15 protein-coding genes are annotated in these 16075 nt (G+C 59.6%); 12 read left to right on the top strand and 3 right to left on the bottom strand.

Annotated features, from left to right (window positions below; translation table 11 throughout):
- Positions 1 to 23: 23 nt before the first annotated feature.
- Positions 24 to 869 carry a hypothetical protein gene (locus VWN43_RS12390; protein ID WP_320181557.1) on the top strand — a complete coding sequence of 282 codons (846 nt, stop codon included), beginning with the start codon at positions 24 to 26 and terminating at the stop codon, positions 867 to 869.
- 192 nt (positions 870 to 1061) lie between these two features.
- Here the strand turns inward: VWN43_RS12390 and VWN43_RS12385 are convergent, their stop codons facing one another.
- Positions 1062 to 2117, bottom strand: coding sequence for a hypothetical protein (locus VWN43_RS12385; RefSeq protein ID WP_067695885.1), 1056 nt, complete (start codon positions 2115 to 2117; stop codon positions 1062 to 1064).
- A 111-nt stretch (positions 2118 to 2228) separates the two neighbouring features.
- On the opposite strand from VWN43_RS12385, the gene VWN43_RS12380 reads away from it, so the two are divergent.
- From VWN43_RS12380 to VWN43_RS12350, 7 genes are all read left to right on the top strand, one after another.
- A protein-coding gene (locus tag VWN43_RS12380) for an IS3 family transposase (RefSeq protein WP_320181558.1) occupies positions 2229 to 3370 on the top strand; the annotation gives its coding sequence in 2 pieces (ribosomal slippage) (positions 2229 to 2466 and positions 2466 to 3370; 1143 coding nt in all).
- Between the two features lie 19 nt (positions 3371 to 3389).
- Positions 3390 to 4340: a patatin-like phospholipase family protein gene (locus VWN43_RS12375; RefSeq protein ID WP_157075204.1), complete on the top strand. Its 951-nt coding sequence runs from the start codon at positions 3390 to 3392 to the stop codon at positions 4338 to 4340.
- A 245-nt stretch (positions 4341 to 4585) separates the two neighbouring features.
- The gene (locus VWN43_RS12370) at positions 4586 to 5515 is read left to right on the top strand and encodes an ArdC family protein (RefSeq protein WP_067695873.1); all 930 of its coding nucleotides are present in this window, start codon (positions 4586 to 4588) and stop codon (positions 5513 to 5515) included.
- Positions 5516 to 5526: 11 nt separating this feature from the next.
- Complete coding sequence (locus VWN43_RS12365) at positions 5527 to 5967, top strand: hypothetical protein (RefSeq protein ID WP_011413780.1); 441 nt, start codon at positions 5527 to 5529, stop codon at positions 5965 to 5967.
- 219 nt (positions 5968 to 6186) lie between these two features.
- On the top strand, positions 6187 to 7122 hold the full coding sequence (locus VWN43_RS12360) for a DUF2493 domain-containing protein (protein WP_067695871.1): 936 nt from the start codon (positions 6187 to 6189) through the stop codon (positions 7120 to 7122).
- A 70-nt stretch (positions 7123 to 7192) separates the two neighbouring features.
- On the top strand, positions 7193 to 7462 hold the full coding sequence (locus VWN43_RS12355; protein ID WP_067695868.1) for a hypothetical protein: 270 nt from the start codon (positions 7193 to 7195) through the stop codon (positions 7460 to 7462).
- Between the two features lie 268 nt (positions 7463 to 7730).
- The gene (locus tag VWN43_RS12350; RefSeq protein ID WP_067695865.1) at positions 7731 to 8129 is read left to right on the top strand and encodes a single-stranded DNA-binding protein; all 399 of its coding nucleotides are present in this window, start codon (positions 7731 to 7733) and stop codon (positions 8127 to 8129) included.
- Positions 8130 to 8195: 66 nt separating this feature from the next.
- Here the strand turns inward: VWN43_RS12350 and VWN43_RS12345 are convergent, their stop codons facing one another.
- Positions 8196 to 8462: a DUF6437 family protein gene (locus VWN43_RS12345; protein WP_067695862.1), complete on the bottom strand. Its 267-nt coding sequence runs from the start codon at positions 8460 to 8462 to the stop codon at positions 8196 to 8198.
- A gap of 345 nt (positions 8463 to 8807) precedes the next feature.
- On the opposite strand from VWN43_RS12345, the gene VWN43_RS12340 reads away from it, so the two are divergent.
- From VWN43_RS12340 to mobF, 4 genes are all read left to right on the top strand, one after another.
- On the top strand, positions 8808 to 9029 hold the full coding sequence (locus VWN43_RS12340) for a hypothetical protein (protein WP_067696232.1): 222 nt from the start codon (positions 8808 to 8810) through the stop codon (positions 9027 to 9029).
- A 731-nt stretch (positions 9030 to 9760) separates the two neighbouring features.
- On the top strand, positions 9761 to 10093 hold the full coding sequence (locus tag VWN43_RS12335; RefSeq protein ID WP_083508388.1) for a hypothetical protein: 333 nt from the start codon (positions 9761 to 9763) through the stop codon (positions 10091 to 10093).
- Positions 10083 to 12395, top strand: a complete 2313-nt coding sequence (locus VWN43_RS12330) for a type IV secretion system DNA-binding domain-containing protein (protein WP_067695856.1) — start codon at positions 10083 to 10085, stop codon at positions 12393 to 12395. Before VWN43_RS12335 ends, VWN43_RS12330 begins: the two co-directional genes overlap by 11 nt.
- Positions 12396 to 12454: 59 nt before the next feature.
- Positions 12455 to 15379, top strand: coding sequence for a MobF family relaxase (gene mobF / locus VWN43_RS12325; RefSeq protein ID WP_067695853.1), 2925 nt, complete (start codon positions 12455 to 12457; stop codon positions 15377 to 15379).
- A gap of 15 nt (positions 15380 to 15394) precedes the next feature.
- On the opposite strand, the gene VWN43_RS12320 is transcribed toward mobF, so the two are convergent.
- On the bottom strand, positions 15395 to 16030 hold the full coding sequence (locus VWN43_RS12320) for a S24 family peptidase (RefSeq protein ID WP_067695850.1): 636 nt from the start codon (positions 16028 to 16030) through the stop codon (positions 15395 to 15397).
- Positions 16031 to 16075: the final 45 nt, after the last annotated feature.

Genomic DNA, 16075 nt, shown 5'->3' with positions numbered 1-16075 from the left:
CGGGGCGGACAGACGCCAGCAGCTTGGCGGGTCTACAAGGTTCATGGTACGTTTGTGCAGAAAGTCAGGCAATTTTCCGAATTGATTTGACCAAGGAGGAAGCGTGGAGTGCCTCTCTTCTTGCACCGTCTGAATATCTGACGGACGGAGAAGATTTTTGGCAGGTGTCCGGCCCCGCCGTCTCGCGAAGATCTCTTTGGATTGAGGAACAGGAAGGTACTCTCGCAATTGCGTTTGAAGATCCCGGTGACCCTGACAACCCCGACATCATCGAGTTAAGTCCCGTAGATCAAACCAAGGGGGAATTTTCATTTAAACTGCTACCCTTTGAGCCTTTCACCATGCTGAGGGCTCCGAGTGAGGGAAAATGCGCATTTGAAGATTGGGACTCAAACGCCCGCTATAGTCACCTTAGATTTCGCCCAAGTAACCGCGAAATCGCGTCGATCTTTGACGAAGACCAGCGCGAAAGAAGCGACGCTGCCTCGTTAGATGACCAAGGGCTGCATTTGCTGGCACTCCGGGATCGAGAAAGGCGGAATCGAGCAAAGAGTTTGCTGCGGGAAGGTCAATTGAAATCAGGAAGGGACTTTTATTTCGCTGCATTCATCTTTCAACACGGCGAAGAGCCATCGGATTATTTACAAGCACACGCTTTGGCGATGGTCGCACTGGCACGCGGTGAACCGTCCGCACGCTGGATTGCGGCAGCTTCCCTCGATCGCTTTTTGCTGGCGACAAATCAGCCGCAAATCTTTGGCACACAGTTCCAGGTTGAGGATAAAAAGCCGTCGTTGCGCCTCCCGTATGATCCTGATGTTATTTCTCCTCACGTCTTGGAGGCCTTGGGGGTTCAGAAGTCGCACTAGCGCTGTAAGGATGACAGTTCCAACTACTCGAATTTCGTGGGGGCCTTACCCGTGTATTGTGGGGCTTGATCCCAAGAATGTGATCATTAGGTGCGCCAATCTAATGTGCGCGGCTGAACGGAACTAGGGACGATCTCCTACTGCCTGGAACACGAAACTGCCGTTTCGCTCGTGTTCTCGAACAGTTCGAAGTTATGGTGCTTCCCAGACCAGCGCCGTGCCTAGGCGATCAAAATGTGAGATACGAACCTGCTCGGACATCTGTGCAAGTGCGAACTCCAATGGAACCGGGTCCGCAAAAACTAGGTGGCTCTCGACGTCGGTCAAATCGGCGACCTTGGTGAACCTCGCCACAGCGTCGATATTGCCGCGAAGAATTTCGACGCGATCAAGGTGTTTACGCAGATAATCGGGCTTTCCATTCTCACGGATGACGCCCCGGAAATCAGCGAGTTGCTCCGCCACTTCGCCGTAGGTCTTCCGAAAATGCACATCCTTGCACTCAACGATCAATACCCGGCGGCTGTTCGAATCCCATGCTAGAACATCGACGTCGCCGTAGTTCCTGTCTTGGCGCTCGCCCAAGATCTTGGGGATTGTCACCTCGGTCTCGGTGCACCATCCGAGTTCTCTCAAGCGCTCCGCTACTTTCAGCGTGAAATCGTGTCCTTTCTTGTCGGCAGCCTTGCCAGCCCAACGCTTCATTTTCGGCGAAAGCTGAGTTTGCGGGAACTCACCGCGAAGCAGATTTCCAAGCATATATTTGAAACTGTCGCGCATCTGGCCAGGAGCAAATATGAGCGTTGGATCGCTATCCTCATCAAGCTGGATCAATGGGCGCCGTAGTAGCGAAAGCTGTCGGCGGAAGCGCCAAGGATGCCGGTCGCGATCCTCGAACCCGTCAGGCGTTTCCCGCCATGTGGAACGCGGCAAGTGGATAAGTGCGTCTAAGAGGCTCGCGACGGAAGAGGAGGTAATTGGCCAAGCCCCGTCACCGATCGCTAGAAGTTCACTTTTCTTGAGCTGCTGAACAGCGGACTCCGCCTTGATGCCAATGTCTTCAATCGCATCTACGAGCGCTCGGGTTTCGTCAAAACCTGCGCCGAACTGCTCTTGCCACGCCTCAACGAATTCCGGGGAAAGAAGGTGTTCGGCTTTCGGTGTCGTTTCATATTCCGTCAACTGCTCGGGATAGCTCTCGGCATCTGATGCAATCCGCCGCTCATTCGTTACGTGCGCATGAGGCATGATGATGTCATCGATAAACCCAAACCTCGCATGGATGTCGCCTAACGGGGTGTGAATAGCCCCTAGATTTGTGGACGCTTTCTTTCCTAATTTTGAGGACAGGAGGCGACGATGGGGAAGGCTAATTTCAGCGATGAGTTCAAGCGCGATGCGGTGGCCCAGATCACCGAGCGGGGCTACCGGGTGGCGGAGGTTTCCGAGCGACTCGGCGTGAGCCAGCATTCGCTGTATGCATGGAAGAGACAGTTCGCAAAGCGGCCCGAAGATGGATCAAAGGACGCCGAGATCCGGCAACTGAAGCGCGAGCTGCAGCGGGTGACCGAGGAGCGCGACATCCTAAAAAAAGCCACCGCGTATTTCGCCAGGGATGCAAAGTGAGATACGCGTTCGTGGCCGAGCATCGCACGCTGTTCCCGGTGCGCGCGATGTGCCGGTGTCTTCGCATCCAGCCCAGCGGCTTCTACGCCTGGTTGAAGAACCCGCTGAGCAGACGGGCGAAGGAAGATGTTCGCCAGACTGCGATGATCCGGCAGGCGTGGGAAGACAGCGGCAAGGTCTATGGCTACCGCAAACTGCACGACGACCTGCTCGATCAGGGCGAGACCTGCTGCCCGAACCGGGTGGCGCGTCTCGCCAGTCGTCAGGCGGGTATTAAAGCGAAGATCGGCTACAAGCGCAGGCCGGGCAGCTATGGCGGCAAGCCATCTAGGGTGGTCGACAACACGCTGGCCCGCCAGTTCGATGTCGCGGCACCGGACAAGACATGGGTGACCGACATCACCTACATAAGAACACAGGAAGGCTTTGCCTATCTGGCGGTGGTGATCGACCTTTACTCCCGCCGCGTAGTGGGCTGGTCGATGCAGAACCGCCAGACCACCGACCTGGTCCTGCAGGCATTGCTGATGGCGGTGTGGCGCAGGAAGCCAAAAGGGAAGGTTCTGATCCACTCGGATCAGGGATCGCAGTTCACCAGCATGGACTGGACGTCCTTCCTGAAGGCCCACAATCTGGAGCACTCGATGAGCCGCCGTGGCAACTGCCATGACAACGCAGTGGTCGAGAGCTTCTTCAACCTGCTCAAACGCGAACGCGTCCGGCGGCGGACCTATCGCTCACGAGACGAGGCCAGACAGGATGTGTTCGATTACATCGAGATGTTCTACAACCCGATACGCAAGCATGTGAGAAACGGGATGCTGTCACCCGTAGAGTTCGAACGGCAGCAGATGATGAGCACCGAGGGCGTCTAGAAAACTAGGGGCTATTCAGTTGCGACAAGGTTTTGTCTGGCCGGCAGCCTACGAAGCGGTCTTTAGTTTGGAAGGGCTGAAGGCGCTCTTCACCGTCTTGCTCATATCCCTTGATCGATTGGCCGCTTTGCCGACGAAGCTGATGATTTCACTATTGCCAGTGAGTCCACGCCGCGATCGCTGGCCATACCGGACGATCCTCCACCGCAGAGCAAGTCGAACGACAATTTTGAGGCGAGTTTTCGACAAAGTCTTTGGTTCGAAGCGCCTGTCCGAATTGCGTGGTGATCGACCCAGGTTGATCATAGTCGCCTGTGAGTTGCGCGCAAAGGCTGCGTTCTACTTTACAAGAGAAAAGTTGCATTGCTGGCGATACGGTTCAGCGACCTCCGAAGATACAAGCCTGGCAGATGCAGTCGCAGCATCAGCAGCATACCCGTTGGCACTGCCAGCGCTTGATACCACCGTTGAGTTCGAGCGCAACGGAACAAAGCGCTCTGATCGGATCTCACTCACTGACGGAGGAGTCTACGACAATCTCGGCTTGATGCCGTTTTGGCCGGACCGCGATCACTCCATAAGCTTGGAGGTTGATCCGGTTTACAAATTGATCGCATGTCGTGCGGGCTACTCGCTGGATGTTGGCGAGCCCTCGTCGTTAATGCCAGCACGCATGGCAGCAGTTTTTGAAAGCATTTTTGCGAGGGCTCAGAACGCATCCACCACTCGGCTCTTCGATCTGCAACGAGCCGGAAGGATCGGTGGCTTCATAATGCCGTATCTCGGACAAGACGACGCGCGACTCTCGAACAAACCAGATGACTTTATATCCGGCGACACAGTTGCTGGTTATGGAACCAATTTTTCGGCGATGGATGATGAATGGATCGATCGCCTTTCTTTAAGAGGTGAGCAGCTCGTGGTCTCCTTGGTGAGCGAGCATTGGCCAGAGATCCAGGCGAAAAACTAGCGAACGAGGAGTTCTGAGGTCTGTCCGGTGGCAACCGCGATGCATGCCTTGATCTTCGAAAGTCGCCTCCTGAGAAAAGGTTTGGGCTATCCTCCGCGCTCGACACCTCTGGAAGTGTCTATTGAACAAATAGCGCGTGAGATGAAGCTCGCGCCTGCGGTAGCCGCCACATGTAAAAGAGAGAGGAGGGAGCTTTGCCTTTCCTGAGCCGGGGCATGCCCGTCCCGGCGATCAGGAGAGCTCCCATGACCAAGTCCCGCCGCACTACTTCGACTTCGCCAGCCCAGCGCATTACCGCCGCCATTATCGAAAAACTCGAGCAAGGCACAAAGCCCTGGGTCAAGCCTTGGCGCGGTGTGCCCGTCTCGCGGCCGTTGCGCTCCTGCGGAACGCCCTATCGCGGCATGAATACCTTCTGGTTGTGGATGGTGGCCGATGGCAACGGCTACGTCTCGCCCTATTGGATGACTTACCGCCAGTGTCAGGCGCTCGGCGGACAGGTCCGCAAAGGCGAGAAATCGACCATCGCGATCTTCTACAAGAACTACACCAAGGAGGTCGAGAACACCGAAGGCGAAGCTGACACCGAGTACCGGCGCGTCCTCAAAGCTTATGCCGTGTTCAATGCCGACCAGTGCGACGGCCTCCCCGAGTTCTATCATCCCAAGCCACTCATTGCCGCGCTGGAGCCCAAAGGACGCGAAGAGCGGCTTGATACCTTTTTCGCCGAGATCGGCGCTGACCTGCGGCATTCTGGAGCCCAGGCCTATTACGAGCCGCAGCGTGACCGGGTCACCATGCCGCCAGCCGAACTCTTCGAAGCCTATGACCACTACTACGCGACGCTTGCACACGAGCTGTCGCACTGGACGGGGCATTCTTCGCGGCTCGACCGCGATCTCAAGAACCGCTTCGGGAGCGATGCCTATGCTGCCGAGGAACTGATCGCCGAGCTGTCCTCGGCCATTCTCGGGGCCGAACTGGGTCTTCCGGTCACCCACCTCGACCATCACGCCAGCTACATCGCGTCCTGGCTCAAGATCCTCAAATCGGACGAGCGCGCGATCCTGACCGCTGCGGCCAAGGCCGAGGAAGCGGCCAGCCTGTTGCTTGATCTTGGGGGTCACCAATTCGGCGAGAGCGAGGACGATATCGACCTTGCTGACGCCGCCTGAGGAGCAGTGAGATGGGACGTTCCGTCAGTTATCCGACCGGCTCCGTGGTGGCCTTTCGCCTGCTTGATGAGGGCGAAGGCGACGATGTCGACTGGGTCTACGAGTGCCTCGTCGACGAGGTCATCGATAACACGAAGGCGACCTTTCCTTCTTTCGAGCGTTTCGATGGATGGCGCGGCCGCGAGGACAGAATCCTCTTGCGCAACGCCTTCGCCGATTGCGGCATATCGACCTATTGCGGCCTTGCCGCGATCTGGCTCGCCGAGCGTGACGATGCCCGGTACTGGGAGGCGGATTTCTACAACCCACGAACGGCGAGGGCACGGCACTGGCTTACCCAGGTGTCGGATAGGTTCATCGACCTGTTCGGGGATCTGCGCCTGGTCGGGCGGTTCTCGAATGGCGAAGCGATCTTCGAGCGCTCCCGATCGAAGTGCGACACCGGGTCCTGATCCTGCCTCATCCCAGTCCGCCGGGAGAGGCCCTTGGGCCGGTCGGGGCGCGCCGCAACCTGCGGCCCGTCGGCCCGTGTTACCCGCGCCAGCCTAGGGCCGCAGGTTTCCCGCTTCGCGGTGCGTCTCGCCCCTTGTCCCGGCCCTGATCGGGCTCCGGCGGACAGGACCGAGGCAATGGTGCCTCCTCGCCTTGTCCCCGCGATCAGGAGACACCTCATGTACGACAGCTTCATCGACCAGTTGAGCGGCCTCGATCTCTCAGGCCTCAGCATCAGGCCGGCCCCATTCAACGAGACCGACTTTCCCTGCGAGGATGCGATCGAACAGACGCTTGGCGCAGTCTGGTCCGACCTTTTTGCGATGTTTTCCGACACTGCCCTGGAAGCAGATGCCGAGGATATTGCCTGGGGTATGGTCAACCTTTTCCACCGCGCCGCCAGCCGCAAGTCGGCTCAACTTGACCAGGCCAGCGACGAGATCCGGGTCCTCCTTGCATCCGCCGATGGCTCCGAAGTGCATTCGAGCAATCTTGAAGAGCAGGTCGAGCGCGCGCAGGCCGCCGAAGCCAGCATGCTGGCCTTCGAGCAGATGCGCGAGGCTGCGGCAGCACTTTACCGCGACGAGACCGGTTCCTCGTGGAAGCCCGTTTCCGGCTCGCGCACGAGCCATTCGCGAAACCTTACCTCGGCCGTGATCGATGCCCGCGATTTCCTCCGCGCACGCGCCGAGAACCGGCGTAATGCCCTGATCCCGGAAGGCACTCCGGTGGTTTTCGCCGGTGGTCGCCAGAGCTTCGAAAGCGCCGAGGACGCGCGCGTTTATGCCGACAATATCTGGGCGACGCTGGACAAGGTTCGCGACGTGGTTCCCGATCTCTTCCTGGTCCATGGCGGCGACGGCAAGGGTGCCGATCGCCTGGCCGCCAGCTGGGCCGAACGCCGCGAAGTCCAGCAGCTGACCTATTCGCTCGATCGTCGGCTTGGTGCCCGCGCCGGGTTCAAGCGCAACGAGCAGATGCTCTCGCTCAATCCGCGTTATGTCGTCGCCTTTCCGGGCAATGGCGTCACCGAACGACTGGTGATCGATGCTAAGACGCGCCGGATCACCGTGGTCGATCGTCGCGGCCTCTTGGGCACTTCTCCTGGGTCCTGAGGGGCCCTTCATCATCTTCATCTGAATTGCCTGGATGTGCATTCAGCGCCGACCCGAATATGAACCGGTCATGCAACTTGACGTTCTGCTACAGCGCTACTTTGCCACCAGCGACCTTTCCGGGGTTGCCCCAGACACCTTTGCAGCCGGCATTGAACATTGCCGGGTCGATCTCGGCCTTGAGAAGGATCGGGGCAAGCGCTTTGCATTGTGGTCGTTCCTACACATGTTCGGGTCCGCCCCCGATCTCGATGTGGCGTTCGAGAACGAGGAAGACCGGGAAGCAGCCCGCAACTTCATGGATCTACTGGCGGCATCGGAAGGCGATGGAGCAGGCTGATTGCAGTAGGGTCTTGGCACCTTCAGACCCGCACCCGATACCCATCCGGCTTTCTTCGCGAACAGTCCTGAATCAGGTCAGCTGAGTACAGCAACCCGTTCCTTTCCGGCCGTGTGGTCGCGCTTCGCGCGCCTGCCCGCACCACCCGTCATGAACAGGTTCCCCTTGGAGCTTCGCTCCTGCGGTGCAGTCCTCCCATGCCCTGCTTCTTTGGCAAGTTCGCAAGCCGGAGATGGTCTCCGGTTTGAGGAACTGAAGGACTACTATCATGACCAATATCGCAATCCTCACCGGCCGCATCGCCCGCGATCCCGACACCCGCGAGACCAAGGGAGGCACCAACGTCACCGGGATCACCGTCGTCACCGATCGCCCCGCACGCGACAAGGACGGCAAGACCTACAAGGACGAGAACGGCTATACCGCCAAGGAAAGTGAGTTCCACCGGGTGACCTGTTTCAACGGCCTCGCCAAGACCGTCGGGCAGTACTGCTCCAAGGGCCAGTTGGTCAGCGTGCAGGGCCGCATCCACTACACCCAGTGGGAGGACAAGGACGGGGTCACGCGCTACGGCACCGAGATCCTCGCCGACAAGGTCGACTTCCTCTCCCGCGGTAGTGGTTCGAGCGACGACAACGACAACACCGACGCTCCCGATATCGACTGACATCGATCCCGATCGTCCCCTTACGAAGAGGCTCTGCCGCAAGCGGCAGGGCCTCTTCCTCTGGGGTTACTGGGTTCCCGGCGCTGCATTCGAAGCACGTGTTGCACCGCGCCCCGTCAGTTTCTCGATCGCGGCATCCTCGCCGAGTTTCCCGAGTTCTTCGGCAACCTTCCTCAGGCCCCTCTTCGAGAAGCTTTCGAGACCACTTCCCAGGATGATTTCGCCGAGTTCTCTGGCCGCCTGCACTTCAAGTTCGCGTTGTCTGGCGTCGAGCGCCTCGCGGTCTGCTTCGAGCTTTTGCAGGGCTGCTATCGCGCTCCTGTTTCGGGGCATGTTACTTGTCCTTTTGTCCCCCTCGGATCTGCTCCCCGGTTGGTTTCATGCCCGCGTCATCGGGGTGTAGGAAAGACAATTCGCACGCAGCAGATGTTTGATATTGGGCGGAGGTGGTGGGTCCTTGCTCACGGTTCTCCCAGCATGATGGCCTTGCGCCTCCCGCCTCAAGGACGGCGGGGCCCCACCATTTTGCCCGCCACCGGATTGCATCCGGCGGCGAACAAAATCGTTACCCCCACCGCCGCTATCGCGGTCGCCCATCCGGGCGATCCCTGACCCGGGATGCACAAGACCATCGCGCGCACCTCCTGTCGTCTCACGACAGAAATCAGGAGGATTATCATGGCTTATTCGATGCATTGCGCCCTTCCGTCACGGAGCTATTTCGAGGCTCTGGAGACAGCCGAGAAGAGAGCGCTGCACAGCTTCTTCGATCAGCACGTTATCGAGGATGACGAACTCGGGTACTTTGCCCTCGACGAGGGTGACTACAACATATTGCCAGTGCATCTCGCAGCGCGGGTGGTCCACACGGTCCACGGCGGCATGCTCGACGAGTTTTGAGACTTCCGACAGGGCGGGAACCGGAAGCGGTTCCTGCCCTTTTTTCTTGTTCGCCGGGTAGTCCATCGAAGCACAAGAAACCGGTTCGGTCGGTTGCTCTGACGGCCGCCCACCGCAATGCGGCGCCGCCCGATAAGTGGAGCGGGGCTGTGGACGCACTCTGTCCCGCGCATCTTGCGATGCGCTCCTGAGGGTGCGGCGTAATTTGTTCTTGGGCCCCGCGCGCACTTGCGAACCGGCACCGGGTCGGGCGGCGGGAAGCTTGGGCACGCGACAGGTCCCGCTTGCTTTGCTTCCCACGCGCCCTTGGCCGCTGCCTCTTTCGCAGGTGCTGTCTTCGGCTGGAGGCGTCCAACTGCTTTCTATCTGCATGCTGTGAGCTGCCAGGCTTGGTTGCTCGCGCTCCAACATGGAGATCGGGAAAAGTCGTCCTTGATGAATCCCCCTCATTGCCTGGACCACCTCGCGCACTTGGGAACAAAGGAGCACACCCTACCCCGCGATTTCGGGATTAATCTTTCTGTTATTGCTAAAGAATGTGGTTTTGGGCGAAATCAACCCGTCTGCGAGTAGAGCGGCTTTGCGCTGATCCGCTGACAACTCACATCCATCTATCACCTTGAAATATAGTCCGAATCTTTCGATTGACTGCGAGTTGTTCACGATTTATTCTCATTGCCACCTTCCGCAAGGTGAGCCAGGTTCCGTCGGCCCGACAAGGAACCTGTTTCATGACCCGACAAGATCGGCTTCAGACATTCGTATCTCTCTCCGTGGGTAACTGGGTTCGCCAGTGTGCCGCGGACCATGGCGTCAGTGTCAGCGTCTTTATTCGTGACCTCATCGTCGCAGCGTGGCAGCGCGATAACGAGGCGAAGGACAGGCCCGCAGGGCTCGATCCCGCGCGCCAGGCAATCTTCATTTCGGTGGCGCTCGATGCGCTTCTGGCCAGCCACCCTGACGCGAGTTTGCGCGACCGTACTCACGAGGCATACCGGCGACGCCTCGAGCGTCTTGGCCTCCTCGTCAACGCAAACATGGGAGGCCAATCCCATGAAGCATAATCTCCTGAATTTCACCCGCGGGAGCCAGTTGCTCGGCCACTTTGGTTTCATGTTTGCAGCCGGCCTGAAGGGCCCCTTGATTGTCACCGGCCTGGTAGCGGTCGGCACCTGCTATTGGGAGGTGCGGTCGGCTCTGAGTGATCACCAGATCTACCTGGTCTGGATGCATATCTACGCCAGTCTCTATGCCTTCATGGAGTTCGATCCGGCCAAGCTGGTCAACCTTGAACTGCTTGACGGCGAAAGGGTCGGCCTCCCGTTCGGCATCGTTCGCGAGTTCCCGCCGATGCGCGAGGCGGTCGAGGCGTTTCGTACGGCAGTGAAGCAGGGATTGCTGGTTTCGGCAGTACTGCTGATCCCGGCCTTCGTGTTCTTCTGGTGGTTCGCCGAGCGCTTTGGCGGTCGGTCAAAGGAGCGCAAGCACGAGCGCGGCGCAATGCTTGTTTCGCTCGACGAACTCGAAGAAGAAATCGAGCGTCACAACAAGGCATTCAGGGCCGAAGAACTGGGCCGCAAGTTTGGCTGGAAGTGGCGGCTTGCGAGCTCGTCGGCGCTGGCCGAAGCAGGCCATTACCAACCCGCACATCTCGCCGGTGTAAGCTGGCCGTGGCGGCTCGAGCAGAGCCACGCCATGCTCATCGGTACGACCGGAACCGGCAAGACCGTGGCGCTCACCGAACTTGTTGCCGAAGCGCGTGAACGCGGCCAGCGCGCGGTCATTTTCGACCTCACAGGGGCATTCATTGAGGCCTTCTACGATCCTGCACGCGACATCATTCTCAATCCTGTCGATGTGCGGTGCCCGCTTTGGAGCGTGTTCAACGACTGCACGACGGAAGCTGAGTTTCATGCTGCCGCTGAAGCGCTCGTGCCCCATGACGGGGGTGGTTCAGAACAGTTCTGGGTGCTTGCGGCGCGCATGCTGTTTGTCGAGATGTGTCTTCATCTTGCCCGTACCGGCACTGCAACCAATGAGGCGTTGGCACGGCGGCTGATGACCGCTGATCTGTCCGAGGTGCATAAGCTGATGCGCGGTACCATGGCCGATCCGCTGACCGCTCCGGAAGCGGCCCGCATGGCGGAATCGATCCGCGCTGTGTTCAATGCGAATGCGAAAGTGCTCAAGCTTTTGCCCTCATCCGGACCGCGCTTTTCGGTCCGCGACTGGGTCAAAGGCGACTACCAGGCGGGCTCGATCCTGTTCCTTTCTGCCCGCTATGTCGACATGAGCATCTCCTCGCAGTTGCTGACGCTGTGGCTCGACACGGCGATGAATACGCTGATGACGCTCGAGCGCACACATGACCTGCGGATGTGGTTCCTGATCGACGAGCTCGGTGCCCTTCACCGACTACCGGCGCTTGAAAAGGGGTTGCAAACGGCGCGCAACTTCGGCGGTGCGATCGTCACCGGGGTGCATGCGTTTGCCAAGCTCAAGGAAGTCTACGGCGAGAACATGGCCATGACACTTTCCTCGCTTGCGCGAACGAAGCTCATCCTAGCGACGGCCGATCGAGAGACAGCGACCTGGTGCTCCGATTTCATCGGCCACCGGCAGGTGCGCGACATGGAAGAAGGCTATAGCTACGGGTACAACAATGCGCGCGATGCGGTCAGCCTGACGCCGAGGCGGCAGATCGAGCCATTGCTCCTGCCCGACCAGTTTATGAACCTTCCGAGGTTGTCGGCCTACATCAAATTTCCCGACGGATTCCCCGCTGCGCCGGTATCGCTCATTCCGCGCACGCGTGGCCGTATTGCCGAGGGATTCATCGCCCGCGAGAAACCGCTCATTAAGCCTGACCAGGGTCCTGCGGCAACGGCGCTTCAAGCAAGACCGGGTTCGAAACCGATTGATGAGCATCCCGCCTCGAACGACGACGGTGCCGGTAAACCTGTCGATACAAAGCAGCTCAAACTCGACTTGGAGGGGCAGCGCCGTGTCGCCGATGAACCGCAGGATCGGCAGGAGCCTGTGCCGCTTGAAAAGCTGAATGCAGGACGCGCTACTGGTGAGCTCGGTGCCGAAACCCGTTCCGATACGCATCTGGATGCAGGTCCAACGCTACCTCTCGCCGCAGTGCAAACCGGTGAGGATGCACCAGCAATGGGCGCGGAACAGCATCCGTCCGAACCCGGAACCGCCGGCGATGACACAGGTGGCAAGGCTGGTTCGACGCAACGAGGCCGTTCAGCTGCCAACGGGCGCCAGCCTCTCATACCGGTCGAGAAAGACCTGCGTGAAGGTGCGGTCGCAGATCCTCCGGAAAAGGATTTCGGCGAGTTCGAGCCCGACATGTGAAAGGCAAATAGGGAGGGATTACCCGGCCGCGAGGGGAGCCGTGACGAGGACCAAACTGGATGCTTTCCGTCGCCAATGTGCGCTCCCCTTCGGCTGCTGCGAGCTATTTCGCGGCAGACAATTACTACACCGGCGCCGATGCCGATCGTTCCGGAACCTGGGTCGGGAAGGGAGCGGAACGACTTGGCCTTGAGGGCCGCGTCAGCGCCGAGCAATTCGATGCCTTGCTGCGGGGAGAGCTTCCCGGCGGTATCCAGGTCGGCAACGCGGGCCAGGCCCACAGGCCGGGAACCGACCTCACATTTTCACTCCCGAAAAGCTGGTCGCTGCTCGCGCTGGTGGGCGGCGACCAGCGGATTATCGATGCTTATCGTGAGGCCGTCATCGAGACCTTGCGCTGGGCAGAAAAGAACGCGGCGCAGACCCGGATGGGCAGTCAGGCTGGTTACGGGAAGGTCGCGACAGATAACCTGACGATTGGTCTTTTCCAGCACGACACCAACCGCAACCAGGAGCCAAACCTGCATTTTCACGCGGTCGTGGCGAATGTCACGCAAGGCAGCGACGGAAAGTGGCGCGCGCTTCGCAACGACAAACTTTGGTCGTTCAACACGCTGCTCAACTCGATGACCATGGCTCGCTTTCGTCTGGCAGTCGAGAAAATGGGCTACGAGGCTGGGCCGGTTGGAAAGCATGGCAACTTCGAAGCAGCGGGCATTGCCCGCCAGCAAGTTATGGCCTTTTCGACGCGGCGCGAAGAAGTCCTCGACGCGGTACGCCAGCTGGGGGAGAATACTCCGAAAACCCGCGACATTGCTGTGCTCGATACAAGGAAAAGCAAGGCGCCCGTTAGGGACCGGGAAGGCCTTCTCGATGGGTGGCGGCAGAAATCCCAGGAAGTCGGGATTGACCTTACCGGCTTGATCGATGCGTCGCAGATGCGCGCTGCAACAAAGGACATTCCCAGCTCGAAAGAAGGGAACCTTCTGCAGCGTGGAATTGCGAAGCTGAGAGAGTTCGCGCAGCGGATCAAGGGCAATCCGGCGGATCCACTGATCCCTGCCCATGTCCTCAAGCAAGATGCACCGACCATCGCGGCAGCGCAGGCCGTTGCTTCCGCGGTGCGCCATCTCTCGCAGCGCGAGGCAGCCTTTCCCCGTGAGGGATTGCTGAAGGCGGCGCTCGATTTTGGGCTGCCGACGACGGTGGACCACATCGAAACCCGTGTGAACGCATTGATCAGAAGCGGCGCACTCGAATCCGGCAAAGGCGAGCACAAAGGCTGGCTGGCGAGCCGGGAGGCGCTTGACCTTGAAAGCACCATTATTGCGAATGTCGACCAGGGACGAGGTGCGGTGTTGCCCATCCTGGATCGGGCGGACGCTGCAGAGCGGGTTCAGGCTGTTGCTGCGCTCAACCACGGAATTTCGCTCAACGAAGGACAGGAGAATGCGGCTGGCCTTGTCCTTTCGTCGCGTGACCGGACCGTAGCGATCCAGGGCATAGCCGGGGCGGGCAAAAGCAGCGTGATGAAGCCTGTTGCCCAGCTGCTTCGCGAGGAAGGCAAGCAGGTACTGGGGCTCGCCGTGCAGAACACGCTCGTCCAGATGCTCGAGCGCGACACCGGCATCCGTTCGATGACCATCGCCCGCTTTCTCGCGCAATGGGGCAGGCTTCTGCACGAGCCGGGAAATGCCACGTTGCTGCGTGAGGCTCGGAGCGCTCTCGGAGACCATGTCCTGGTGCTCGATGAGGCGTCGATGGTGTCGAACGAGGACAAGGCCAAGCTGGTACGGCTGGCGAACCTTGCAGAAGTCCAGCGCCTGGTTCTCGTCGGCGACAAGCGACAGCTAGCCGCCGTCGATGCCGGTAAGCCCTTCGACCTCGTCCAGCAGGCCGGGATCGAGCGCGCCAACATGGATGTGAATTTACGCGGCCGCGATCCCATACTGCGGCGAGCCCAGGCCGCAGCGCAGGAGGGACGCATCGACGATGCGCTCCAGGCTCTTGCTCCTTCAACCATCGAAGCTCGTGGGGACAGCGCGATTGTTGCTGCCGAAAAGTGGCTTTCGCTCAGCCCGGCGGATCGGGATCGGACGTCGATCTACGCTTCGGGACGGGCCTTACGTTCTGCGGTCAACGAGGCTGTGCAGTGCGGACTCAAGGCCAACGGCGAGCTCGGCCCACGATCGGGCCGGCTGACCGTTCATTCGCGGGTGAATGTGACACACGAGGAGCTGCGCTATCTTCGCACTTACCAACCAGGCATGGTCCTTAACTTCCGCTCGCGCGACAGCACCCAGAAACTCTCCAAGGGTGACTACACCGTCAAGACCATTGACCATGCGCGGAAGCAGCTCGTGCTTGAGGACAGGAAAGGACGGCTTCGCAAGTTCAATCCCGCGCGCTTGCGGCCGGGCGCAGACGATAGCCGGCTGTCGCTCTTCGAGCGCAAATCGCTGTCCATCATTGAAGGTGACAAAATCCGTTGGACCGACAACGACCACAAGCGCGGGCTGTTCAACGCCGACCAGGCGAGGATCGTGGCCATCGACACAAAGGGCGTCTTGGTCGAGACATCAGTGGGCAAGGAGCTCCGCCTGAACCGCGGCGACCCCATGCTCAAATGCATGGACCTCGCCTACGCCCTCAATGCGCATATGGCGCAGGGACTTACTTCGGATCGCGGGATCGCAGTGATGGACAGCCGCGAACGCAATCTCGCCAATCGGCAGACTTTCCTGGTCACGGTCACCCGGCTTCGCGACGGCCTTACGCTGATTGCAGATAATGCCGAGAAACTCGGCCGGGCCATCAAGTCCAACAGCGGCGAGAAAGCGTCGGCCCTTGAAGTAACGCAAAGGCTCAAGGCGGCAGCGGCCAAGGGCCTTTCGCAAGACGAGGATGTCCGCAGCCCTTCGCCTGCAAGTGACAAGCCCGAACTCACGAAGGAAAGGGTAAAGCATTTCGAAATCGGGATCTGAGCCGACGAGAGCTTTCTATACCGCCCGCCCAAACCAGATGACCCGTCCGACCACTTGGATCTCGGACCGGTCGACATCGTCCCAGCTCGGATAGGCCGAATTATCGCTGCTGATGGTGATATTGCGGCCACCGGGCTTGAGCGTCACGCGCTTGACCACCAGCGCATCGTCGGCGCGCAGGACGTAGATACCGTCGCGCAGCCGCGAGCCTTGGTCCGATGCATCGACCAGCACCTCGTCGCCATCGCTGAGTGTCGGCTCCATGGAGTCGCCCAAGACGTGGATGATCGAAAGGCTGGCGCTCTTCGCCCGGGTCAACCGGCCAAGCCAGCGTTCGTCGAAACCGAAGCGGGTATGGGCGGTCTCGCTTTCGGCAATCGCTCCAAAGCCCGCCGATGCATCGACATTGAGCACGGGTATTTCGATCAACCCGTCACGCATGGGTGCGGGCGGTCCGCCAAGCACTTGCTCGTCGACCCCGAAGAAGCTGGCAAGCGTGCGCCGGTCATCGTCATCCAGTTTGCGCGGCGATCCACGCTTGATGAATTGCTGAATGTAGGACGAGTTTCTTCCGATCATCCGCGAGATCGAGGAATATCCGAGCCGTCGCTGCTGGATCAGGCGATCGAGCTCCTCTCTGACATGTTCCATGTGTCGTTCCTTCTAGCGGTCTCAGGAGAGAAGGAAATCTCCTAG

This window comes from Qipengyuania sp. HL-TH1, assembly GCF_036365825.1.
Taxonomy (GTDB): Bacteria; Pseudomonadota; Alphaproteobacteria; order Sphingomonadales; family Sphingomonadaceae; genus Qipengyuania; species Qipengyuania profunda.
Note: the sequence above shows the minus strand (reverse complement) of the source record. Positions and strands in the feature narration are given on the sequence as shown.

Bases quoted from the DNA above. Each gene is read 5' to 3' on its own strand.
- VWN43_RS12385 (WP_067695885.1), bottom strand. From the start codon at position 2,117: ATGCCTCATGCGCACGTAACGAATGAGCGGCGGATTGCATCAGATGCC.
- VWN43_RS12370 (WP_067695873.1), top strand. From the start codon at position 4,586: ATGACCAAGTCCCGCCGCACTACTTCGACTTCGCCAGCCCAGCGCATT.
- VWN43_RS12365 (WP_011413780.1), top strand. From the start codon at position 5,527: ATGGGACGTTCCGTCAGTTATCCGACCGGCTCCGTGGTGGCCTTTCGC.
- VWN43_RS12360 (WP_067695871.1), top strand. From the start codon at position 6,187: ATGTACGACAGCTTCATCGACCAGTTGAGCGGCCTCGATCTCTCAGGC.
- VWN43_RS12355 (WP_067695868.1), top strand. From the start codon at position 7,193: ATGCAACTTGACGTTCTGCTACAGCGCTACTTTGCCACCAGCGACCTT.
- VWN43_RS12350 (WP_067695865.1), top strand. From the start codon at position 7,731: ATGACCAATATCGCAATCCTCACCGGCCGCATCGCCCGCGATCCCGAC.
- VWN43_RS12345 (WP_067695862.1), bottom strand. From the start codon at position 8,462: ATGCCCCGAAACAGGAGCGCGATAGCAGCCCTGCAAAAGCTCGAAGCA.
- VWN43_RS12340 (WP_067696232.1), top strand. From the start codon at position 8,808: ATGGCTTATTCGATGCATTGCGCCCTTCCGTCACGGAGCTATTTCGAG.
- VWN43_RS12335 (WP_083508388.1), top strand. From the start codon at position 9,761: ATGACCCGACAAGATCGGCTTCAGACATTCGTATCTCTCTCCGTGGGT.
- VWN43_RS12330 (WP_067695856.1), top strand. From the start codon at position 10,083: ATGAAGCATAATCTCCTGAATTTCACCCGCGGGAGCCAGTTGCTCGGC.
- mobF (WP_067695853.1), top strand. From the start codon at position 12,455: ATGCTTTCCGTCGCCAATGTGCGCTCCCCTTCGGCTGCTGCGAGCTAT.
- VWN43_RS12320 (WP_067695850.1), bottom strand. From the start codon at position 16,030: ATGGAACATGTCAGAGAGGAGCTCGATCGCCTGATCCAGCAGCGACGG.